Source organism: Novosphingobium gossypii (assembly GCF_050433305.1).
Taxonomy (GTDB): Bacteria; Pseudomonadota; Alphaproteobacteria; order Sphingomonadales; family Sphingomonadaceae; genus Novosphingobium; species Novosphingobium gossypii.
Genome location: NZ_JBNPXM010000005.1, coordinates 83,532 through 105,245, shown reverse-complemented (window position 1 = coordinate 105,245; position 21,714 = coordinate 83,532). Strand labels below are relative to the sequence as shown.

At 68.4% G+C, this 21,714-nt stretch carries 15 protein-coding genes; 7 read left to right on the top strand and 8 right to left on the bottom strand.

Features of this window, described 5'->3' with window-relative positions; genetic code table 11:
* Positions 1 to 45 precede the first annotated feature (45 nt).
* The 3 genes from GGR40_RS11370 to GGR40_RS11360 all read left to right on the top strand — a co-directional run bounded on the left by GGR40_RS11370 (position 46) and on the right by GGR40_RS11360 (position 4,602).
* Positions 46 to 1,101: a LacI family DNA-binding transcriptional regulator gene (locus GGR40_RS11370; protein WP_429276351.1), complete on the top strand. Its 1,056-nt coding sequence runs from the start codon at positions 46 to 48 to the stop codon at positions 1,099 to 1,101.
* Positions 1,102 to 1,218: 117 nt separating this feature from the next.
* On the top strand, positions 1,219 to 2,925 hold the full coding sequence (locus GGR40_RS11365) for an Hsp70 family protein (protein WP_429276350.1): 1,707 nt from the start codon (positions 1,219 to 1,221) through the stop codon (positions 2,923 to 2,925).
* Positions 2,926 to 2,949: 24 nt separating this feature from the next.
* A complete protein-coding gene (locus GGR40_RS11360) occupies positions 2,950 to 4,602 on the top strand; it encodes a hypothetical protein (protein ID WP_429276349.1) in 1,653 nt (550 codons plus the stop codon).
* A gap of 6 nt (positions 4,603 to 4,608) precedes the next feature.
* Here GGR40_RS11360 and GGR40_RS11355 read toward each other — a convergent pair whose 3' ends face one another.
* The 6 genes from GGR40_RS11355 to GGR40_RS11330 all read right to left on the bottom strand — a co-directional run bounded on the left by GGR40_RS11355 (position 4,609) and on the right by GGR40_RS11330 (position 12,870).
* Positions 4,609 to 5,814 (bottom strand): BaiN/RdsA family NAD(P)/FAD-dependent oxidoreductase, encoded by a 1,206-nt coding sequence (locus GGR40_RS11355; RefSeq protein ID WP_429276348.1) that lies wholly within the window; start codon positions 5,812 to 5,814, stop codon positions 4,609 to 4,611.
* Complete coding sequence (locus tag GGR40_RS11350; RefSeq protein ID WP_429276347.1) at positions 5,811 to 7,430, bottom strand: NAD(P)/FAD-dependent oxidoreductase; 1,620 nt, start codon at positions 7,428 to 7,430, stop codon at positions 5,811 to 5,813. Before GGR40_RS11350 ends, GGR40_RS11355 begins: the two co-directional genes overlap by 4 nt.
* 77 nt (positions 7,431 to 7,507) lie before the next feature.
* Positions 7,508 to 8,482 carry a MarR family transcriptional regulator gene (locus GGR40_RS11345; protein WP_429276346.1) on the bottom strand — a complete coding sequence of 325 codons (975 nt, stop codon included), beginning with the start codon at positions 8,480 to 8,482 and terminating at the stop codon, positions 7,508 to 7,510.
* A 61-nt stretch (positions 8,483 to 8,543) separates the two neighbouring features.
* Positions 8,544 to 9,578, bottom strand: a complete 1,035-nt coding sequence (gene hemH, locus GGR40_RS11340) for a ferrochelatase (protein WP_429276345.1) — start codon at positions 9,576 to 9,578, stop codon at positions 8,544 to 8,546.
* On the bottom strand, positions 9,575 to 11,845 hold the full coding sequence (locus tag GGR40_RS11335) for a xanthine dehydrogenase family protein molybdopterin-binding subunit (protein WP_429276344.1): 2,271 nt from the start codon (positions 11,843 to 11,845) through the stop codon (positions 9,575 to 9,577). The genes hemH and GGR40_RS11335 overlap by 4 nt, the downstream gene beginning before the upstream one ends.
* Positions 11,845 to 12,870 (bottom strand): Mrp/NBP35 family ATP-binding protein, encoded by a 1,026-nt coding sequence (locus tag GGR40_RS11330; protein WP_429276343.1) that lies wholly within the window; start codon positions 12,868 to 12,870, stop codon positions 11,845 to 11,847. Before GGR40_RS11330 ends, GGR40_RS11335 begins: the two co-directional genes overlap by 1 nt.
* A gap of 258 nt (positions 12,871 to 13,128) precedes the next feature.
* On the opposite strand from GGR40_RS11330, the gene hflK reads away from it, so the two are divergent.
* From hflK to GGR40_RS11315, 3 genes are all read left to right on the top strand, one after another.
* Positions 13,129 to 14,301 carry a protease modulator HflK gene (hflK, locus tag GGR40_RS11325; protein WP_429276536.1) on the top strand — a complete coding sequence of 391 codons (1,173 nt, stop codon included), beginning with the start codon at positions 13,129 to 13,131 and terminating at the stop codon, positions 14,299 to 14,301.
* Positions 14,298 to 15,152, top strand: a complete 855-nt coding sequence (gene hflC / locus GGR40_RS11320; RefSeq protein ID WP_429276342.1) for a protease modulator HflC — start codon at positions 14,298 to 14,300, stop codon at positions 15,150 to 15,152. The genes hflK and hflC overlap by 4 nt, the downstream gene beginning before the upstream one ends.
* Before the next feature lie 169 nt (positions 15,153 to 15,321).
* The gene (locus GGR40_RS11315; RefSeq protein WP_429276535.1) at positions 15,322 to 16,860 is read left to right on the top strand and encodes a Do family serine endopeptidase; all 1,539 of its coding nucleotides are present in this window, start codon (positions 15,322 to 15,324) and stop codon (positions 16,858 to 16,860) included.
* A 680-nt stretch (positions 16,861 to 17,540) separates the two neighbouring features.
* Here the strand turns inward: GGR40_RS11315 and GGR40_RS11310 are convergent.
* Positions 17,541 to 19,781 (bottom strand): PBP1A family penicillin-binding protein, encoded by a 2,241-nt coding sequence (locus tag GGR40_RS11310; protein ID WP_429276341.1) that lies wholly within the window; start codon positions 19,779 to 19,781, stop codon positions 17,541 to 17,543.
* A gap of 118 nt (positions 19,782 to 19,899) precedes the next feature.
* Positions 19,900 to 20,295 (bottom strand): peptide-methionine (R)-S-oxide reductase MsrB, encoded by a 396-nt coding sequence (gene msrB / locus GGR40_RS11305; protein ID WP_429276340.1) that lies wholly within the window; start codon positions 20,293 to 20,295, stop codon positions 19,900 to 19,902.
* Positions 20,296 to 20,400: 105 nt separating this feature from the next.
* Here msrB and dapE point away from each other — a divergent pair, with 105 nt between their 5' ends.
* Entirely contained in the window at positions 20,401 to 21,558 is a 1,158-nt protein-coding gene (gene dapE / locus GGR40_RS11300; protein ID WP_429276339.1) for a succinyl-diaminopimelate desuccinylase, read from the top strand.
* Positions 21,559 to 21,714 lie beyond the last annotated feature (156 nt).

Below are 21,714 nucleotides of genomic sequence, written 5' to 3'. Positions count from 1 at the left end.
GCGCGCCGATCCGGGTGCTAAGGCTGCTGCAATATGGCGGCAGGGATGGACGATAGCTCGAAAGACACCACCGGCACCGATGCGACCGGGCCGGACGTGGAAGTGCGCACGCTTGCCGATCTGGCGCGCGTGGCAGGCGTTTCCGCAGGCACCGTGTCGCGCGCGCTGGCGGGCAAGTCGCTCGTCAATGCCGAGACTCGCGAGCGGATTCAGGCACTGGCCCGGCAGTACGGCTTCCGCCCCAATCAGATGGCCAGCAAGCTGCGTTCACGCCGCACCGGGGTGATCGGCGTGGTCATCCCGCTGGGCCATGAAAAGCGCCAGACCATATCCGACCCCTTCTTCCTGACGCTGCTGGGCCATCTGGCCGATCAGCTGACCGAGGCCGGCTACGACCTCATGCTCAGCCGCGCCCTGCCCGACGGCACGACCGACTGGCTGGAGCGGATCACCGGGTCGGGCATGGTGGACGGCGTGCTGCTGATCGGCCAGTCCGACCAGTCCGAGATCATCGACAAGGTTGCCGCGCATTACAGGCCGCTGGTGGCCTGGGGCAATCATCGCGAAGGCCAGAAGCACATCGTGGTCGGCACCGACAACGAACTGGGCGGTCGCCTTGCCGCCGAACACCTGATCTCCTGCGGAGCGCGCAATCTGGCGTTCTTCGGCGATACGGCGGGCATCGAGATCGCCATGCGCCTGCGGGGTGCGCGTGCCGCCGCAGAAGCCGCCGGTGTGCCGCTGACCCATGTGCCGATCAAGCTGGCCGACGCGGAAATGGGGCCGCAGATAGAGGCCGCCTTCGCCGCCACCAGCGCCAATTACGACGGCATCGTCACCGCTTCGGACCTCATCGCCATGTCGGCGCTGCACATCCTGCACGAACGCGGGCGTCGCATTCCCGGCGACATACAGATCGTCGGCTTCGACGACCTGCCGCTGGCCCGCCTGACATCCCCGCCGCTTACCACCGTGCGGCAGGAAATCGCGCAGGGCGCCAGGGTCATGGTCGACAAGATCCGCGCCCTGATCGAAGGCGAAACGCGCCACAGCAAGGTCATGCCACCCACGCTCATCGCGCGCGAGACGACGCGGTCGTAAATCGCGCCGCGTCGGCCATAGCCTCTTTACCCCCCGCCCGCGATCCCGCTACCAACTGGCGGGACTTGTTGAATCTTCGGGGAATGGCGTGCTTCTCAACATGACGGGCGGATCGCGATGCTGATCGGGATCGACCTTGGCACCACCAACAGCGCGGTCGCGATCTGGCGCGACGGTACGGCGCAGCTGGTGCCCAATGCGCTGGGCGGCCTCCTCACCCCCTCCGCCGTCAGCATCGGCGCGGACGGGCAGCTGTGGGTCGGCACCCCGGCTCTGGACCGCATGGCCGCGCATCCGGCGGACACCGCCACCAGCTTCAAGCGCCTGATGGGCACCCAGCGCAATGCCCGGCTGGCAGGCAGGGACTATACCGCCGAAGACCTTTCCGCCCTGATCCTCTCGGCCCTTGTGCGCGACGTGGAGGCGCTGACCGGGGAGAAACCGGCAGAGGCCGTCATCACCGTCCCCGCCTACTTCAACGACCGCCAGCGCAAGGCCACGCGCCGCGCAGGTGAACTGGCGGGCCTGACCGTGCGCCGCCTCATCAACGAGCCCACCGCCGCCGCCCTCGCCTTCGGCCTGCAGGACAAGGGCGACCGTGAACCCTTCCTGGTCTTCGATCTTGGCGGCGGCACTTTCGACGTTTCCATCGTCGAGATGTTCGACGGCATCGTCGAAGTCCGCGCCTCTGCGGGCGACAACCGGCTGGGCGGCGACGATTTCGACCACGCGCTCAGCACGTTCGCGCGCGGGCGGCTGGACCCGGACGGACTGCTGGACCCCCTGCCCGCCGAACGCCGCGACGCCTTGCTGAAGCGCGCCGCCGAAACCTGCCGCCGCGCCCTGAGCACCGCGAGCGAGGCCGAATTCGCGCTTACCGTGAACGAAACGCGCCTGTCCGCAACGATTACCGAAGCCGAGTTCGAAAGCGCCTGCGAAAGCCTGGTGCGCCGCCTGCGCGATCCGGTGGTGCGGGCCCTGCGCGATTCCTCCATCGAAGCGGCAGAACTTTCCGACATCGTGCTGGTCGGCGGCGCTACCCGCATGCCGGTGGTGCGCAAGGCGATCACGCGCCTGTTCGGTCGCTTTCCCAATTCCTCCGTCCATCCCGACCATGCGGTGGCGCTGGGCGCATCGATGCAGGCGGGCCTGGTGGGGCGCGATGCGGCACTGGAAGAAATCCGCATCACCGACGTATGCCCCTTCACGCTGGGCGTCGAAGTGGCCGAGCATGACCGTTACGGCGGCCTGCAGCGCGGGCTGTTCTCCCCCATCATCGAACGCAACACGCCCGTGCCGGTCAGCCGCGTAAGCACGTATCATACGATGGGAGACGGCCAGAAACAGATCGAGTTCGGCATCTATCAGGGCGAGGCGCGCGAAGTGTCCGGCAATGTCAGGCTGGGCACGCTGCAGGTTCCCGTCCCCGCCCGCCCGGCCGGAGAAGTCAGCGCGGAAGTGCGCTTTTCCTATGACAGTTCGGGCCTGCTGGAGATCGACGTTCACGTCCCGGAAAGCGGCACCACCCGCAACCTCGTCATCGTCGACGAGGAAGACCGCCCCGATCCGAAAGACATCGACCGTCGCCGTGCCGCGCTGGCGAAGCTGAAGTTCCACCCGCGCGAAGAAGCCGCCAACGTCGCCCTCATCGCTCGCGCCGAGCGCTGCTACGAAGACCATATCGGCGCCTTGCGACAGACCATCGGACAGTGGATCACCGAATTCGTCGGCGCGCTCGACACACAGGATCCGCGCCGCATCGCCGAGGCACGCGACTTCCTTGTCGAGCGGCTGGACGAACTCGACCGTGCCAGTCCGTTATGATGGGCCCGCTGTGATGCGCCTGCGGTGACCGAAGACAGCTTCCCGTGGTCCGTCCTGGGCATCGCGCCGACGGGCGATGCCCGCGCCATCCGCAGCGCCTATGCCGCCCGGATCAAGGCGATGGACCTTGACGCCGACGTCGCGGGCTATGCAGACTTGCGCGAAGCCCGCGACACCGCCCTGCGGCTGGCGAAGATGCGCCCGGAACCTGAACGCCGGCCCGAACCGGAAGACGAGCCCGAGCCCGAACACGGTCCCACGCCCGCCGGCCCTACCCCCTTCGTCCTTGCCGGGGAAGGGGGGCCGGAACCGGCACTCACCACGCCCGCGCCCGATGCTGCGGCGGTTATGGCAGCCCCGCTGACGCCCGGCTTCACGCAGGCAGATACGGACCGCCCTGCGGCCCCACTGCTGCCCGAACTGAACGATGCGCTGGAACCGCCGCTGCTCACCGGACACGATGCCGCCCCGGCCATCGGTGCAGAGGCGCTGCAATCTCCCTTCGCCCGCCTTGCCGCGCTGCTCGAAGCCGGACACGAGCTCGACGAGGCATCGGCGCACACAGTGCTGGACGGCGTCCTCGACGCGATCCAATGGGCGCCGATAGATCGGCAGGCGGAACTGGAACAGTGGCTAGCGGACCGTCTCGTGCAGGCGTGGCCACGCAGCGCGCCGCTGCTCGAACCGGCCACCGCCGCGCTGGGGTGGGAGCGCGAATGGGGGCGTATCGATGCGCGGCCTGCCGTCGATTACCTTGGCGCACGCCTGCGCGGGCAGAGGTTCTCGGCCAAAGTGCAGGACCGCGATCACCGCTACCACCGCGCCTGGACCGAACTGTCGCGCCCCGGCAAAACCGGCCTCTCGCGGCATCTGCGCGCTGCGGGCGGCGACGTGCACGGCCTGCTGGCGGGCATCCGCAGGAACTTCCCCGAACTGGAGGATCGCTTCGATCCGCAGCGCGTCGCTTCGTGGGAGACAGTGCGCGGCTGGCCGACCGGGCTGCTCATTTTCGGCGGGCTGCTCCTGCTCGGCTTCCTCATCAGCCTGACCGATCCCAAGCCCGAGGCCCGGCGCAGCGCCCTGCAAGCCACGGCGGAGGAAGTGTTCGGCGCGGGCAACGACATGAAGTGGCTCAGCCGCAACCAGCCCGATCTGGCGGTGACGCTGTCGAAGCACGTCGTCTTCTCCGCCGATGGCGACGTGGACCGGCAGGGCACCATCGATACCGGCCTCGCCCTCGTGCGTGAGCGGATCTACCTGAACGGGCGGCGGCTGACCGGCGCGGACTTCGAGACGACGATGCGCCTTCGCCTTGCCCTGCTGGAAGCGGCTCGTGCGAACGGCCCTGCCGCCTGCCGGGCGATGATGGAACGCCACGCCCCGCTGCCGACGACGCTGGTTCCGCCGCCCATGCGGGCGCAGGAACGCCGCTTCGCCGCCGAACTGGCGCAGCGCACCGCCCTTGGCCCGCCGGCGAAGGCGATGGCCTCAAGCGCGACGGTGCCGGCGGAACTGGTGCGGCAGGTGGTCAGGCAGACCGGACTGACGGGGGATCAGGTGCAGACCGCCATGCGCGAAGACGGCGACGCTAATCGCTGTGCCACCACCATCGCGCTGCTCAAAGCCACGCTGGACTGGAACGGGGCGGAGCGGCACGCCATCCTGATGACGCTTTGACCGGGTTCAGACCGCCAGCCCCGTGGCGCGGGCGCTGGCCCATGCCCACTGAAAGTTGTAGCCGCCCAGCCAGCCGGTGACGTCCACCGCTTCGCCGATGGCGTAGAGGCCGGGCGCGCGTTTCGATTCCATCGTCTTGGATGAAAGCTCGGCGGTGTCGATGCCGCCTGCGGTTACTTCGGCCTTGGCGAACCCTTCGGAGCCATCGGGCACGAAAGGCCAGCGCGCCAGCCGGTTTTCGGCGGCGGCCAGCGCCTTGTCGGTCAGCGCACCCAGTTCCCCGTCCAGTCCCAGCCGTTCGCGCAGGGCATCGGCCAGTCGTTCGGGCAGCCCCTCGCCCAGCGTCTTGCGCAGCGACTGGCGCGGGCGATCGCGCTTCAGTTCGCGCAGCCAGCCGTCGCGCCGGTCGGGCAGGAATTGCGCGGTCAGAGTGTCGCCGCGCTTCCAGTAGCTGGAGATCTGCAGGATCGCCGGGCCGGACAGCCCGCGATGGGTGAACAGCGCCGCCTCCCGGAACGCAGCCTTGCTGCCGCCGACGCGCATGATGACCTCTGTAGAGACACCCGACAGTTCGCGGAACAGCGCCTCGTCGCCGGGCAGCGTCAGCGGCACCAGCGCGGGGCGCGGCTGCACCACCTTCAGCCCGAACTTGCGGGCAAGGTCATAGGCGAACCCGGTCGCGCCCATCTTGGGGATGGAGGGGCCGCCCGTGGCGATCACCAGCGCCGGGGCCGTCGCCTGCTGAGCGCCATGTGAGATGCGGTAGAGGCCGTCGGCATGATCGACCGCTCCCACCGGCTGGCCGCACCGCAGATCGACGCCGCCCTTCGCGCATTCGTCCAGCAGCATGGCGACGATCTGCTTGGCCGACCCGTCGCAGAACAGTTGGCCCAGCGTCTTTTCGTGCCAGGCGATGCCGTGGCTTTCCACCAGCGCCAGGAAATCCGCCGCCGTGTAGCGGCTGAGCGCCGACTTGGCGAAGTGCGGATTGTTCGACAGGTAGCGATCCGGCGCGGTGTGGATATTGGTGAAGTTACACCGCCCGCCGCCGGAAATCACGATCTTGCGCCCCGGTTCGGGCGCATGGTCGATCAGCAGCACGCGGCGTCCGCGCTGCCCGGCGGTGGCAGCGCAGAACAGCCCGGCGGCCCCGGCGCCCAGGACGATGACGTCGTATGCTGCGGGGGAGTGCCCGCTTGCGCCCACCGTCACGCTCCGACCAGCTCCAGCGCCAGCGCTTCCGCCACGCGGATGCCGTCGACGGCGGCGGAGAGGATGCCGCCGGCATAGCCCGCCCCCTCGCCCGCCGGATAGAGACCGCGCGTGTTCAGGCTCTGGCAGTCCCTGCCCCGGCCGATCCGTACCGGCGAGGACGTGCGCGTTTCCACGCCGGTCATGACGACATCGGGGTGGTCGTAGCCGGGAACCTGCCGCCCGAACACCGGCAGCGCCTCGCGGATGGCCTCGATCACGAAGTCGGGCAGGCATTGCGCCAGATCGGTCAGGTGGACGCCCGGCTGGTAGCTGGGCGTGACTTCGCCGAACTCGGTGGAGGGACGCCCGGCCATGAAGTCCGACACCTTCTGCCCCGGTGCCTGATAGTTCGATCCGCCCGCGACATAGGCCAGTTCCTCGAACCGGCGCTGCAGTTCGATGCCGGCGAGCGGATGGCCGGGGAAGTCGCGCTCCGGGCTGATGTCGACGACCAGGCCGGAATTGGCGTTGAATTCTGCACGCGAATACTGGCTCATGCCGTTGGTGACGACGCGCCCTTCCTCGCTGGTGGCGGCCACCACGCGCCCGCCGGGACACATGCAGAACGAGTAGACGGTGCGCCCGTTCTTCGCCTTGTATGACAGTGCATAGGCCGCCGCGCCCAGGATCGGGTTGCCCGCGCAGGGGCCGTAGCGCGCCTTGTCCACCCAGCTCTGCGGGTGTTCGATGCGCACGCCGATGGCGAAGGGCTTGGCCTCTATGTGGACGCCGCGATTGTGCAGAACCTCGAAGGTGTCGCGCGCGGAATGGCCCACGGCCATGATGACGTGTTCGGCCTCCAGGAATTCGCCGGTGGAGAGGTGCAGGCCCTTCAGGCGACGCTCTCCGTCCTCCTGCGCGATCTCGAAGTCTTCCACGCGGGTGCCGAAGCGGTATTCACCGCCCAGCTGCTCGATCGTCTCGCGCATGGACATCACCATGGTGACGAGGCGGAAGGTGCCGATGTGCGGGTGCGCTTCGGTGAGGATATCCTCCGGCGCGCCCGCTTTCACGAACTCCGTCAACACCTTGCGGCCCAGATGGCGCGGATCCTTGATGCGGCTGTAGAGCTTGCCGTCGGAGAACGTGCCTGCCCCGCCCTCTCCGAACTGGACGTTGCTCTCCGGGTTCAGTTCGGACCGGCGCCACAGGCCCCAGGTATCCTTGGTGCGTTCGCGCACGGCCTTGCCGCGTTCGATGATGATCGGCTTTAGACCCATCTGCGCCAGGATCAGCGCCGCCAGCAGCCCGCATGGCCCCGCCCCGATCACCACCGGGCGCGGCCCTGCCCAGCCTTCGGGCGCGCGGACGGGGAACCTGTAGGAGATGTCGGGCGTGGGCCGGACGTGCGGATCGTCGGCAAGGCGGGCCAGCACCCCGGCCTCGTCCTTCACCACGACGTCGAGCGCGTAGACCAGCTTGATCGCGTTCTTGCGCCGCGCGTCGTTGCCCCGGCGGAACACGCTGACGCGCTCCAGATCGGCGGGAGCGATGGCAAGCCGCTGCGCCACCGCCGCGTCGAGATCGGCGGGGGTATGGTCGAGCGGCAGGGTAATGTCGGTAAGGCGAAGCATCCGCGCGCCTTTATACCGTCCCGAGGGCAAGCGCCACAGGCACGGCATGTGCCGCGTCGAAGTCCAGATCGGGGGTTTCAGATCGGCATCGGCCCCGTCAGCGCGATTTCCGCGAAGTAGCGGGACATCGCCTGCACGCCCCGCTCAGACAGGTCGATGAAGGCGCGGCGCCGGTCTGTGCCGTCGTTCAGGCGCCTGAACAGGCCCGCCTCCACCATCTGGCCGATCCAGCGCAAAGCGGTGGTGGGGGGCACGCCTGCCGCGATGCACAGCGACGTGACCGATACCCGCTTCCCCTCCAGCCGCGATGCCGCGAGGTCCAGCAGCATGTCCCAGGCGGGGTCGGCGAACAGGTCGGCATTCATGAACCGCGCGCGCAACTGGCGCTGGCGGATGATCCGGCGCACCAGCCGCGCATCGGGCAACTGCCCCGGCGCCAGCGATGCCGGCTGCGGCGGGGCGGGCGGCGGCGGCGTGGCGGAGAGACCGGGGCCGCGTGGGTCCAGCCGGTCCATGCGTCCCGCGATCTGGCCCACCTGCTCAGTCAGGCGCAGCAGCATCAGGCGGTCGTCTTCGGACAGTTCACGCACGGCGCCCGACGGCATCGTCGCCAGCACCCGGCCCAGCGCCAGAACCCGCTCCGCCCGGTTGGGATCGACCAGCAGGACCGGCGTGGACTGGTCCATGCAGGCGAACACATCGTCCAGCGCATCGACGCTGGTGGAGACGATCAGCCGTGTTGTCCCGGTGGCAGCGCGCAGGTCCAGCCGGGCCAGCGCGGCCAGCACGCCCGCGTCCACCTGCGGGCAGTCCACCAGCACAACGTCCGCCAGCCGCGCCTGCGCCAGCCCATCGCCCAGGGTGACGAGATCGGCCAGCGGCGCGGCGGCGGAAATGCGCAAGCCCGCCGCATCGGCATCTTCGCGCAGGCTGGCCCGCAGGTGCGCGCGGTTGGCGTAGATCGCCAGTTGCACGCCGCCGCCGCCGGCAGGCGCCGAGGAAGCCGGGCCGCCGTAGGCAAAATCCGGCTGCAGGTAGTCCGCATCGCGCATCGTTACAGAATCGCCCCTAAGTATAGGTGCGGGGGTGAAACGGATGCGCGCGGCAGGACAGTTAAATTGCTGCAACCCAGCCCGAAAGCTCGCGCCGCACCAGCGTTTCCAGCATCGCCATGCCGGGCGCGCGGTCGTTGAGGCAGGGCAGCACCGCCAGTTCTTCCCCGCCCGCCGCGACGAACACCTCGCGGCCCCGGATCGCCAGTTCCTCCAGCGTTTCCACGCAGTCTGCGGAAAAGCCCGGCGCCAGCACCGCGATGCGACGGGTGCCTGCCTTCGCCTCGGCCTGAAGCACCGTCTCGGTCGCGGGTTCCAGCCATTTTGCCCGGCCGAAGCGGGACTGGAAACTGGTCTCAATGCGCAGGCCCGGCGCGCTTTTCGCCAGCCGCTCGGTCAGCAGGCGCGATGTCTTGCGGCAGTGGCAGTGATAGGGATCGCCAAGATGCAGCGTGCGCTCGGGCATGCCGTGGTAGGACAGCAGCAGCAGGTCCGGCGTGAAACCCAGCGCGGCCAGATGCGCCGTAACGTCCTGCTCCAACGCGGAAATGTAGGCGTCGTCATCGTGATAGGGCGGCAGGGTGCGCAGCGCCGGCTGCCAGCGCATCGACGCCAGCGACTCCCCCACCCGGTCCATCACGGATGCAGTCGTCGCGCCCGAATATTGCGGATAGAGCGGCGCCACCAGGATGCGATCGCACCCGGCGTCCTTCAGCGCCTGCAGCCGCGCCGGGATGGACGGATTGCCATAGCGCATCCCCCAATCGACCTGCACCCCTGCGCCCAGCCGCTCCTGAAGGGCCTGCGCCTGCGCGGCGGTGATCGCGGCCAGCGGCGAGCCCTGCGGCGTCCAGACCTGCCGGTAAGCATGGGCGGATTTCGCCGGGCGGGTGCGCAGGATCACGCCGTGAAGGATCGGCTTCCACGCGATCGGCGGGATTTCCACCACACGCCGGTCGGACAGGAATTCCGCCAGATAGCGGCGCACCGCATCGGGCGTCGGCGCATCGGGCGTGCCGAGGTTGACGATGAGAACTCCGACCTTTCCGGTGGCGACGGCGGGATGGCCCTGAGGGAACTGGGGGGTTGGCGTCATATGTCCTCGGCGAAGAAGGGGATGCGGCGCAGGCGCAGGCCCGTCGCCGAAAAGAGGGCGTTGGCAACAGCAGGCGCGACCGCTGCGGTGCCGAGGTCGCCGGGATCGGCGGGGTCTTCGGCGCTTTCGATGAAATCGACGTCGATGGCGGGGCAGTCCGCCAGCGTCGGCAGGGCCATCGTCGCCAGCCGTTCGCCATCGGGGCGCCCCCCTGTATAGCGAACCGAGCAGCCGAGCGCGAGGCCAAGGCCGAAGACGAGGCCGCCCTCCACCTGCTGGCGCGCGATGTCGAGGTTGACGATGCGACCCACGTCGGCAACCGCGCTGAGCCGGTCCACCCGCACGCCGTCGGCTTCGCGCCGGGCGCTGGCGACGACGGCTATGCGGCCGGTCCCGATCACATGGCAGGCCAGCCCCTGCCCGCTGGCGTCGCTGCCGCCACCCCATTGCGCCAGCGCCGCCACGCGCTGGAGGCAGGCGGCAAGGCGCGGGTCGTGGCCCAGCATCGCCATGCGGTAGGACAGTGGCTCGCGCCCCGCCTTGTGCGCCAGTTCATCGACGAAGCTCTCGTTGAAGAAGGCGGTCCAGCCGTGGGCGTTGCCGCGCATCCGGGCGGTGGGCAGGCCGACGCGGACGGGCACATGGTCGATCGCAACGTTGGGAATGGCGTAAGGCGGGATCGCGCCGTCCAGCGCCATCGGATCGGCATCGCCCGCCACCGCCTCCAGCGCGTCGAAGGGTGCTTCGTGGTGGAACAGGCGCCGCCCGAACTCCCGCGCGGTTGCGGGCACGGTGATGCGCGCCCGCCATCCGGCGATCTGGCCAGCGGTATCGGGGCGCGCGGCCATGACCGCCATCACCGGCGCGCGGGGAAGGCCGGCGCGGAACTCCTCGCGCCGGGACCATGTCAGCTGGACCGGCTTGCCCACTTCGCGGGCGATCAGCGCGGCTTCCACCGCGTGGCCGTATTCCAGCCGCCGGTCGAAGCTGCCGCCGATGGCGACGGGATAGAGCACGACGTCGCGCACGTTCATGCCCAGCGCGCGGGCGACGGCCTGCCGCGTCGCTTCCGGGGCCTGCGTGCCCACCCACACCTCCAGCCTGCCGTCGTGCAGCCACGCGGTGGCAGCGGCGGTTTCGATGGTGACGTGGATCGCGGGCGCGACTTCATAACCCAGCTGCAGCGGCAGGCGCCCGGTTACCAGCGATGCGTCACCCGCCGCGTGAATGCGATGCGCGTCGGCGTTGTGCAGCGCCTCGTCCATGACCGCGTCGACCGCATCGGACTCCACGCCCGCCGCGACGCGAAAGCCTGGCTCCATGCGGGCGAGCGCCTGTTCTGCGGTCCAGCCGCTGGTGGCGACGGCGGCGACCCACGCGGCTTCGCCTTCGGGGCTGCGCACGGTGCGCAGGTAGCCGAGCATATCCTTTGCCGTGCCCTCGTCGAGGTCGGACAGGAAGGTGCGGCGCCCGATCGGGCCGTGGCGGATCGCGGCGAAGACCATGTCCGGCAGGCGCACGTCGCCCGCGAACGTCCACGTCCCGTCCACCTTGGAAGGCAGGTCCAGCCGGGGATAACGCAGCGGCGCGCCGGGGGGAAATTCGCCCGGCCTTTCGGCCATCGGCTGCGGCCGCAGAGGCGGCGTTGCGGGGGGAGAGTAGCGCGCGGCCTCCCCTACCAACGGGCCAAAGGGCAGCCGCTTGCCTTCGTGCGTGACGAAGCCGTCGGCGACCTCGCACTCTTCCCAGGCAACGCTCCAGCGGGCGGCGGCGGCCTGCGCCAGCATCGCGCGGGCAGAAGCGGCGGCGGCGCGCGCGGCCCCTTCGTAGGCGGCCAGCTCGGTGCCGTCGGCGGTGACGGTGAAGACCTGCCCTTCGGCCCAGCGCCGCGTGATGAGGTCGTCCGCATCGTCGGCCAGCGACGGCACGAGCGGCAACCACAGGGGCGCCCACTTCGCCGCCAGCGCAAGGTTGGCATAGGCAGGGCTGACGGGCGCGGGCTCTGCCCCCACCTGTCGCCAGTCCGCGCCCAGTTCGTGCGCGACGACCTGCGGGATTAGCGTCGTGACGCCCTGCCCCATCTCCACTTGCGGGACCGAGACGGTGACCACGCCTTCGCGGCTGATCCTGATCCACGCGTCGAAGGCGAACTCACCCTCGCGCGCGGGCAGGGGCAGCGGATAGCTGCGGGGGCGCAGCATGTAGCCCAGCGCCAGACCGCCGCCCGCCAGTGCCCCGATCAGCACGCCGCGTCGGCTGAGGGGCATCAGGGATGCGCGTCCAGCCACGCCGCCACTTGCGCGGCAACAGCGGTGAAGGCTTCTGCCTGCGGCCCGGTGCCGGCTGCGGTGGGGGTTCCGGCGTCACCTTCGCGGCGGATGGCGATGTCCAGCGGGATGCGGCCCAGGAACGGCACGTCCATTTCACGCGCCGAACTTTCCGCGCCGCCGCAGCCGAAGGGGTCGCTCACCTCGCCGCAGTGCGGGCAGGCGTAACCGGCCATGTTCTCCACCAGCCCGACGATGGGGACGCCGCCCTTGGTGAACAGCTCCACCGCGCGGGTGGCGTCGATCAGGGCCAGATCCTGCGGGGTGGAGACGATCACCGCGCCCGCCGGCTTGCAGCGCTGGAGCATCGTCAGTTGCACGTCGCCGGTGCCGGGCGGCAGATCGACGACCAGCACCTCGGCCCCGTCCCAGTGCCCTTCGACCAGCTGCAGCAGCGCGCCCGAGATCTTCGGCCCGCGCCACGCGATCGCCTGACCCGAAGCGGACAAGTGCGCCATCGACAGCGCGGGCACGCCCCATTGGCTTTCGACAGGGACAAGCCTGCCTTCGTGCGCCGTGGCGCGCTGGCCTTCGGTGCCCAGCAGCCGCGCCTGCGACGGACCGTAGATGTCGGCATCGACAAGCCCCACACGCCGCCCCATCCGCGCCAGCGCGACGGCAAGGTTGGCGGACAGCGTGGACTTGCCCACGCCCCCCTTGCCCGACCCCACCGCAAGGATGCGCGGGCCCTTGCGCTTTTCCGGCTCTGCCTTGTCGGCCATCATGGCGACGCGCACTTCGGAGACGCTGGCACCCAGCGCGCTGCGAACCTGCGCTTCCAGAGCGGCGCGGGCCGCGGCGTCCAGTGCGCTGGCGTCGAGGACCAGCGTGGCGGTGCCGTCTGCGCTGCGCAACGACTGCAGGCGGGCAGCAGCCGCGGGCGGCAGCAGGGCTTTCAGGTCTTCGCCGTCGCTTGCCGTACCGCTGCTCACTTGACTGCCTCCTTGATGCAAAAACCCTGTCATTCCCGCACAGGCGGAAACCCGTCTCCTGACCAGTGCCGCGTGCGAGACCTCCGGATGGATGCCCGCCCGCGCAGGGATGACGGAGAAAGAGGGGTAACTCGCGTAACCCCGTCGCCGCTCAGGTGGCGCACGCAGGGAAAAAGGGCAAGAGAGGGCCTATTAATTGGCGGACGGGTACTTATAGATAGGCTCATGAAAGCTATCGGTGGTACAGACATGCCCTCGGGCGTGCCGGGGGACGAAACGGGAATTTCCCGGATGGCAGGCCGCAAGAGCCCTTGGGGCGGCGGCGGCAGTGATGGCGGGGACGGCTCGGACGGCGGCGATGGTTCCGACGGCGAGACGCCCGACGCCCGGCCCGACGAACCCGCGTCCGAAACGCCCGAACGCAAGGGCCCGCGCAATCCCTGGCTTCCCAGCGGAGACGGCACGCCGCCGCGCCGCTCCGCCAGCATCGAGGACATCTTCAAGCGCGGCGAACAGCGGCGCCCCGGCGGCGGTGGCGGTGGACCGCGCGTGCCCGGCGGCTTCCCGCAGTTCCCGCAGCGCCCGGACGGCAAATCTTGGCTGCCGCTGGGGATCGCCGCTGCCGTGGTGGTGGTGCTCGGCTTTTCCAGCGTCCACATGCTCGGCCCCAAGGAACAGGGCGTCGTCACCACGCTGGGCAAGTATTCGCGCACGATCGATTCCGGCGTCAGCCTGACCCTGCCCTGGCCGATCGAGCAGGTGAACGTGATCGACACCAGCTCGTTTCAGGTGGTGATGATCCCCGACAACGAGAACGAGAAGCTGATGCTCACCAGCGACAAGTCGCTGGTCGATCTCAGCTATCTGGTGCGCTGGAACATCAAGGGGTTGAAGGACTACACCTTCCGCCTCGCCGACCCGGACGAAACCGTGCAGGAAGTGGCGGAGGCCGCGATGCGCGCATCCATCGCGCAGGTTACGCTGGGGCAGGCGCTTTCGGGCGCGGGCCGTGCGCAGGTAGAACAGGACGTGTCGGAGCGGATGCAGCGCATCCTCGACTTCTACCGTTCGGGCATCGCCATCCAGGGCGTCGAGATCAAGAAGGCCGATCCGCCCGCCAAGACCAAGGACGCGTTCGACAACGTCAACGTCGCCCAGCAGAACGCCGAGCGCGACCGGTCGCAGGCGCGCGCCGCCGCGCAGCAGGTCATCGCCCGCGCTCAGGGCGAGGCAACCGCGTTCGACAAGGTCTATGAGGAATACAGGCTCGCCCCCGAGGTGACCAAGCGCCGGATGTACTACGAGACGATGGAACGCGTGCTGTCCGACAATGATACCGTGGTCGGCGAAAAGGGCGCCAATGCCGTCCTCCCGCTGCCGCCGATGCAGCGCCGCGTGCCCGTAGCGCCCGGTGACATATCGGTTGCCGCCCCCACCTCCACAAACCCTGCAGGAGGCCAGTGATGAGCCTGTGGCAGGATTACAAGGCCGCGTGGATCGCGGCGGGCGTCGTCGTCGTGGGCGTTCTGATGAGCGCCATCGTGGTGCCCGAGGACGAACAGGCCGTGATTGTCCAGACCGGTCGCCCGGTGCGCGTCTACAACCCCTACGTCGCCAATGCCGATTACGGCCAGACCGGCGCGGGCGTGCACTGGCGCATCCCGCTGGTGGAACAGGTAATCCGCATCGACAAGCGGCTGCTGTCGGTCGACATGCAGCAGCAGCAGGTACTCTCCACCGACCAGCAGCGGCTGAACGTGGACGCCTATGCGCGCTATCGCATCGTCAATCCGGTGAAGATGGTGCGCTCTGCCGGCAATACCGAACGGGTGACGCAGCAGCTTGAGCCGATCCTGTCCTCGGTCGTGCGCCAGGAACTGGGCAAGCGCACGTTCCAGTCGCTGCTGACCGCTGAACGCGGCGCGGCGATGGAGAACATCCGCAAGCTGCTCGACCGCGAAGCCGCCGAATACGGCGCGCAGGTGGTGGACGTGCGGATCAAGCGCGCCGACCTGCCCGAAGGCGCGCTGGCCGCCGCCTTCGTGCGCATGGAGGCGGGCCGTCAGGAAGAAGCCAAGACGATCACAGCGCAGGGACAGCGCGATGCGCAGATCATCCGCGCCGATGCCGATGCCCGTGCCGCCAAGATCTATGCCGACAGCTTCGGCAAGGATGCGCAGTTCTACGACTTCTACCGCAGCATGCAGAGCTATGCGGTGGCATTCGGCAAGGGGACGCCCGAAAATCCCAACGGCGCGAAGACGATCCTGCTTTCGCCCGACAATGCCTATCTGAACCGTTTCAGGGAGCCGTAAGCGATTTCAGCCGTTGCGCATCGCGAGCAACAGCCGAAAATTGCGTAGAAGTGGCGGATTTCCGCATCATTCAAATCCGGTTAAGCTGGCGGAGCGTGAAACCGCTCCGGAACCATGGTCGGATTTAGGCGCCAGTCGCCAAACGGAGGAATCAAAGGACGTGAAGCCCGTGCGATATGCTTATGGACTGACCACAGCGCTCCTGATCGGAGGCGCAACCGCATCGCTCGTCACCGGCTACCCCGCAGGTGCGCAGGTGGCCCAGAACGACGCCAGCGAGATTTCAAGGGTGGTGCCGCGCGCCGGCGCGCCTTCGGGCTTCGCGGACCTGACCGCGCAGCTCCAGCCCGCCGTCGTCAACATCTCCACCCGCCAGAAGGTCCAGGTCGCCGGCAACAGCGGCAACCCCTTCGCGGGCACCCCGTTCGAGGGGCTGTTCGGCGGACAGGGTGGCGGCGGCACGCCCCAGACGCGCGAGGCGCAGTCGCTGGGTTCGGGCTTCATCGTCTCTGCCGACGGCTATGTGGTGACCAACAACCACGTCATCACCGCCGAGGGCAAGGGACAGGTCGAATCGATCACCGTCACCATGCCCGACGGCACCGAATACCCCGCCAAGCTGATCGGCAAGGATGCCGCATCGGACCTCGCGGTTCTCAAGATCGAAGCGAAGAAGCCGCTGCCCTTCGTCAAGTTCGGTGACAGCCGCAAGGCGCGCGTGGGCGACTGGATCGTCGCCATCGGCAACCCGTTCGGGCTTGGCGGCACGGTCACGGCGGGCATCGTCTCGGCGGTCTACCGCAGCACCGGCTCCAGCGGCGCCTACGACCGTTACCTTCAGACTGACGCGGCGATCAACCGGGGCAACTCGGGCGGCCCGATGTTCGACATGAGCGGGCAGGTCATCGGCATCAACAACGCGATCTTCTCGCCCACCGGCGGCAGCGTCGGCATCGGCTTCGCGATCCCCGCCGAAACCGCCGCCCCGCTCGTCCAGAAGCTGATCAAGGGCGAAGCGATCGAGCGCGGCTACCTGGGTGTCCGCATCCAGCCCGTGACCGAGGACATCGCTGATTCACTGGGGATCGAGCACAACAAGGGCGAGTTCATCCAGCTGGTCGAGCCTGATGGCCCGGCGGCCAAGGCAGGCATTCAGGCCGGCGACGTCGTGATGAAGGTCGACGGCAAGGAAGTGACCAAGGATCAGTCGCTGTCCTACATCGTCGCCAACACGGCGCCGGGCTCGCGCATTCCGATCGAGGTGATCCGCAGCGGCAAGCGCCAGACGCTGACCGCCACCGTCACCAAGCGACCCAGCGAGGACGAACTGTCGCAGTCGTTCGACCCCAGCCAGCAAGGGGACGACGACGCCTTCAACAACCCTGCGCCGCAGCAGCAGAAGGGCGTCATCGAGAACTCGCTGGGCCTGACGGTCACCCCGCTGACCTCGACCATCGCCCGCCAGCTGGGCGCGGCGGACGGTACGAAGGGCCTCGTCATCGTCGCCGTCGATCCGAATTCCGACGCCGGCCAGAAGGGCTTCCAGCGCGGGTTCATCATCCTGCAGGCGAACGGTCGCCCGGTTCTCACCGCCGCAGACCTCACCGCCGCGATCAACGCCGCCAAGGCGGAAGGCCGCTCGGCTCTCCTCCTGCGCGTCCAGCCGCGCGGCCAGCAGGCGACGTTCGTGCCGGTGCGCCTGCGCTGACACGGGACTTTCGGTTGCAATGCGAAGCGCCCGTCGGAGCGATCCGGCGGGCGTTTTCGTTGTGGGACGGTCGGCCGAAGGCCGCAGTATAAGATCAGGCTGACTTTCGGCTTGACTTGATGAACCATTTAGGTTATATGCCGCAGCATCCGCCGAACCGAAGGCCTTCGGTTTTAGCGGTGTATCGGGTCGGTGTCGTGGGCGGTGTACGAGCGTCAAGCCGTGGACCACGCCACGAGCGTCCTCCCGGAAACGGTTCACCGGCCATGCGATCCCGTTCCCCGGCTCTTTCCGTGGAACCTCGCCTGCCCACCCAATCTGCCGCGCCTGAGCCTGTACCTTGCGAGGTCCAGTACGGCACGGCAGGCAGGATCGTCGCCGTCCGCGAGCCCGCGCCGACGATCCGGACCGCTTTCCGCCAAGGGTCGAGACGGGGTGTTGGTGGCCACTACCCGTCCGGTCGCATCATGCAGTGCCATGCTCCCTCGCACACCCGCAGGGACGCCCCGACGCCGACCCGATGTTACCCTTCGGTCGAGATCTACCCGGCGTAAGGTCCGCATTCGCCAGCGGACGTTTTCGCGTGTCCGTCGTCCCGGACCTGATCCGGGACGACGCCAGATCGCACCGCATAGCCCTGCCCATTCCCCCCCGTTCCTCCCCGTGGGGGAAGGAAACCGTCAGGGCTGCGTCGTGCCGGGAATGCGGGTGGCGGTGGGCCGGGGCATGGGGATCACGCGCGGAGCGGGCGTCGGGCGCGGGCCGGGATAAGGCCCCGCTCCTTGGCCGGGACGCAAGCCCGGATCCTCACGCTCGCGCCCGGTTGCGCGGTCGAGGAAATCGCTGCCGGCAGCGGGCGGCGTGCCGTTGAGAGGCTGCGGACCCTGCGGTCCGTAGTCCGGCGGCACTGCGCCGCCGTTGTAGCCGGGGCCCTCCGGCACCTGACCTTGGCCGTAAGGCTGCTGGTCCGGCCCGCCGTCCGGGTGGACAAGATTGCCGTTCTCGTCGGTGTAGTAATAGTCCTCGGGGTTGCCCTGCATGGCTTCGTCGTCCGGCTCCAGCTGCCATTCGGGCAGCTTCAGCTCGGTGTCGAACGGCTCCACCGGGCGCTTGGCGACGGCGACCTTCATGTAGTCCGAGAACGCGCGGGCCGGAGCGTGGCCACCCGAGAGGCCGGCCACCCGCTTCGCATCGTCGCGGCCCATCCACACGCCGGTGGTGATGCCGCTGGAAAAGCCCAGGAACCAGCCGTCCTTGTTGGAGCTGGTGGTGCCGGTCTTGCCCGCCACCGGACGCCCGATCTGCGCGGCGCGGCCCGTGCCGATGGCAACGGCGGTCTGCAACAGATCGGTGATGCCCGCCGCGACGTAATGCGGCACCAGCACCTGCCCCTGCACCGACTTGTGCTCATAGAGCAGTTCGCCGGACGTCGTGGTGACCTTGGTGATGCCGTAAGGCTCCACCGAAGTGCCGCCCGCCGACACCGCCGCGAAAGCGCGGGTCATGTCGATCACGCGCACTTCCGACGTGCCCAGCACCATGGCGGGCTTGGTGTTGATCTGGGTGGTGATGCCAAAGCGCTTGGCCATGCTGGCGACGGTGCCGAAGCCGACCTCGTTGCCCAGCTGCGCCGCCACCGTGTTCTTGGAATAGGCAAAGGCGGTGCGCACGTCGATCTGGCCGGCGAAGTTGCGCCCGTCATTCTGCGGGCTCCAGCCCTGAATCGTCACCGGCTCGTCCACCACGCGGTCACCCGGGGTGTAGCCCGCCTCCAGCGCGGCGAGGTAGACGAACAGCTTCCACGACGAACCCGGCTGGCGCAGTGCGCTGGTGGCGCGGTTGTAGTTGGAATTCACGTAGTCGGTGCCGCCGACCATCGCCAGCACCGCGCCGTCGCGGTCCATGCTCACCAGGGCCCCCTGCGCGCCCTTGGGCACGTTGGCGTCGATGGATTTCGTGGCCGCGTCCTGCATCGCCGGGTCCAGCGTGGTCCACACCTCGATCGGCTCGTTGTTCTCGGGCAGCAGCATGTCCAGCTGCGGCAGCGCCCAGTCGGTGAAGTAGCGGACCGAGTTCTGGCCCTTTTCCTTGGCGACGGTGACCTGCGAGAAGTCTACGCCGTCCGCCTCGCTGCGCGAAATCACGCCTTCGCGCGCCATCAGGCCCAGCACGACCCGGCCCCGGCCCTTGGCGGCCTCGACATCGGCAGTGGGGGAATAGTTCGACGGCGCCTTCACCAGACCCGCGATGATCGCGGCTTCGGCGGTGGACAGCTCGGTCGCGGGGTGGCCGAAGAACTTGCGGCTGGCGGCATCGATGCCATAGGCGCCGCCGCCGAAATAGACCTTGTTGAGGTAGAGTTCGAGGATCTGGTCCTTGCTGAACTTGCGCTCCAGCGCCAGCGCCAGCACCATTTCGCGCGCCTTGCGGTTCCACGATCGGGTGTTGGTGAGGAAGATGTTGCGCGCCAGCTGCTGTGTCAGCGTGGACGTCGCCTTGGCGCGGTGGTCCGTCGTCAACGAAACGTAGACGGCGCGCGCCAGGCCGATCGGATCGATGCCGGGATGCTCGCGGAAGCGGCGGTCCTCCACCGAAACGATGGCGTCGCGCATGATGGCGGGGATCTGGTCGTAAGGCAGCCACTTGCCATAGCTTGGCCCCAGCGAGACGAGTTCACGCCCGTCCCGTGCGCGCACAACGATCATCTGGCCGTTCTGGCTGCTCTTGAGCGCGGAATAATCGGGCAGCTCGCGCATCGTGAAGAACACGGCGGTGCCCAAAAAGATCGCGCCGAGCAGTGCCAGCGCACTGCCCCAGATCAGGGTGCCGCGCAGGATGCGGCGCCAAAGGGGCTTCTTCTGTACCGGGGAAGGTGCGCTGCGGCGGGCCCCGGAACTCTTGGGGCCGGAATTGTTGGCCATGGGTAGGATGCAAACCCCAATAACGACGGATGTGTCGGGTCGCTCCTACACCTTGCATGACGATTTGTAACCCGACGTGAACATATCCTCCCCGAGGCAGGCCCGGGGAGGGACCGGTTCACTTCGGTTCGAAGTCCAGCGAGGCGCTGTTGATGCAGTACCGAAGGCCGGTGGGTGCCGGACCGTCCGGGAAGACGTGGCCCAGATGCCCGTCGCATTTGGAGCAGCGCACTTCGGTGCGGATCATTCCGTGCGAAATGTCGCGGTGTTCGTCGATGGCGGCCTCGTCCACCGGGGCGGTGTAGCTGGGCCAGCCGCAGCCCGAGGCGAACTTGTCATCGGATTCGAACAGCGGCGCGCCGCAGCCCGCGCAGGTATAGAGACCTTCCTGCTTGTTCTGGTCGTACTTGCCGGTGAAGGCGCGCTCGGTGCCGGCTTCGCGCAGGACATGATACTGCTCCGGGCTCAGGCGTTCGCGCCACTCGGCGTCGGTAAGGTGGATCTTCTCGGTCATCTGGGGAGGCTCTCCTTTGGCGCCGATATGGGGAAAAGGCGGGCACAATTCCAGATGCACTGACCTATGGTCATGGTGCGCGTGTTGTGCGATGGCGCTGGCCTTATGTCCCAGACCGACCCTATCGCCGCAAGTGCCGCCGACCTCGCCGAAGCGCTGATCGCCTGCCCCAGCGTCACCCCGGCCACCGGCATGGTGTTCGACTGCCTCGAAGGACAGCTGGCGCCGCTCGGCTTCGAGGTGACCCGATTTCTGGCGGGAGAAGCGCCGGACGGCCCGGTGGAGAACCTGTTCGCCATCCGCCGCGGCCCCGCAGGATCGCGCCACTTCGCCTTCGCAGGCCACCTCGATGTGGTGCCGCCGGGCGAAGGCTGGACCAGCGCACCGTTCCTTCCCGAACGCCGCGGCCCCGAAGGGCAGGAACTGCTTTACGGACGCGGCGCGGTGGACATGAAGGGTTCGATCGCGTCGATGGTCGCCGCCGTCGCCGGCATTCCCGCAGAAGCCGGGACGATCAGCTTCGTCATCACCGGCGACGAGGAAGGACCGGCCCGCTTCGGCACTCTCGCCCTCATCGACCTGATGCGCGAAAAGGGCGAAATCCCCGACTTGTGCCTGGTGGGCGAGCCGACCTCGGTGAACCGGCTGGGCGACATGATGAAGGTGGGCCGGCGCGGTTCGGTCAACATCTGGATTGAGGTGGACGGCGTGCAGGGCCACGTCGCCTACCCGCATCTGGCCGACAACCCGATCACCAGGCTGGTCGCGATCCTGGCCGAACTGGACGCCATCGTGCTGGACGAAGGGACCGACTGGTTCCAGGCCAGCAATCTCGAAATCACCGACCTGTCCTGCGGCAACCCCGCCACAAATGTCATTCCGGCGCGGGCATCGGCGCGCATTTCGATCCGCTTCAACGACCTGCACACCGGTGAAGGGCTGGCTGCCCGCGTAGCCGAAATTGCGAAGCGCCACGGCGGCACTGCCCGCGCAGTGATTTCGGGCGAAGCGTTCCTGACGCAGCCCGGCGCCTTTTCCGCCCTGCTGGCAGAGGCGATCCGGGCCGAGACCGGCGTGGAACCGGAAATGTCGACCAGCGGCGGCACGTCGGACGCGCGTTTCCTGAAAGACCTGTCGCCGGTGATCGAGTTCGGCCTGTGTAACGCCACCATGCACAAGCGCGACGAGGCTGTCGCCGTGGCCGACCTCGAAGCGCTCGCCCGGATCTACCGCCGCGTCACGCTGGCGGCGCTGGCCGGCTGAGCGGCGGACTGCCTTTCACATCACCTATTCTTTTGTCCCCTCGTCACCCTGAACTTGTTTCAGGGTGACGGGGTGTTTCAGGTCCGTCGCTCGCGTTCTTCACAAACCACCCGTCATTGAGCGCCCATGATTGACCGGGCCGGCCACGCTGTTAGG

Bases quoted from the DNA above. Each gene is read 5' to 3' on its own strand.
- GGR40_RS11370 (WP_429276351.1), top strand. From the start codon at position 46: ATGGACGATAGCTCGAAAGACACCACCGGCACCGATGCGACCGGGCCG.
- GGR40_RS11365 (WP_429276350.1), top strand. From the start codon at position 1,219: ATGCTGATCGGGATCGACCTTGGCACCACCAACAGCGCGGTCGCGATC.
- GGR40_RS11350 (WP_429276347.1), bottom strand. From the start codon at position 7,430: ATGCTTCGCCTTACCGACATTACCCTGCCGCTCGACCATACCCCCGCC.
- GGR40_RS11345 (WP_429276346.1), bottom strand. From the start codon at position 8,482: ATGCGCGATGCGGACTACCTGCAGCCGGATTTTGCCTACGGCGGCCCG.
- hemH (WP_429276345.1), bottom strand. From the start codon at position 9,578: ATGACGCCAACCCCCCAGTTCCCTCAGGGCCATCCCGCCGTCGCCACC.
- GGR40_RS11335 (WP_429276344.1), bottom strand. From the start codon at position 11,845: ATGCCCCTCAGCCGACGCGGCGTGCTGATCGGGGCACTGGCGGGCGGC.
- GGR40_RS11330 (WP_429276343.1), bottom strand. From the start codon at position 12,870: ATGACAGGGTTTTTGCATCAAGGAGGCAGTCAAGTGAGCAGCGGTACG.
- hflK (WP_429276536.1), top strand. From the start codon at position 13,129: ATGGCAGGCCGCAAGAGCCCTTGGGGCGGCGGCGGCAGTGATGGCGGG.
- GGR40_RS11310 (WP_429276341.1), bottom strand. From the start codon at position 19,781: ATGGCCAACAATTCCGGCCCCAAGAGTTCCGGGGCCCGCCGCAGCGCA.
- msrB (WP_429276340.1), bottom strand. From the start codon at position 20,295: ATGACCGAGAAGATCCACCTTACCGACGCCGAGTGGCGCGAACGCCTG.
- dapE (WP_429276339.1), top strand. From the start codon at position 20,401: ATGTCCCAGACCGACCCTATCGCCGCAAGTGCCGCCGACCTCGCCGAA.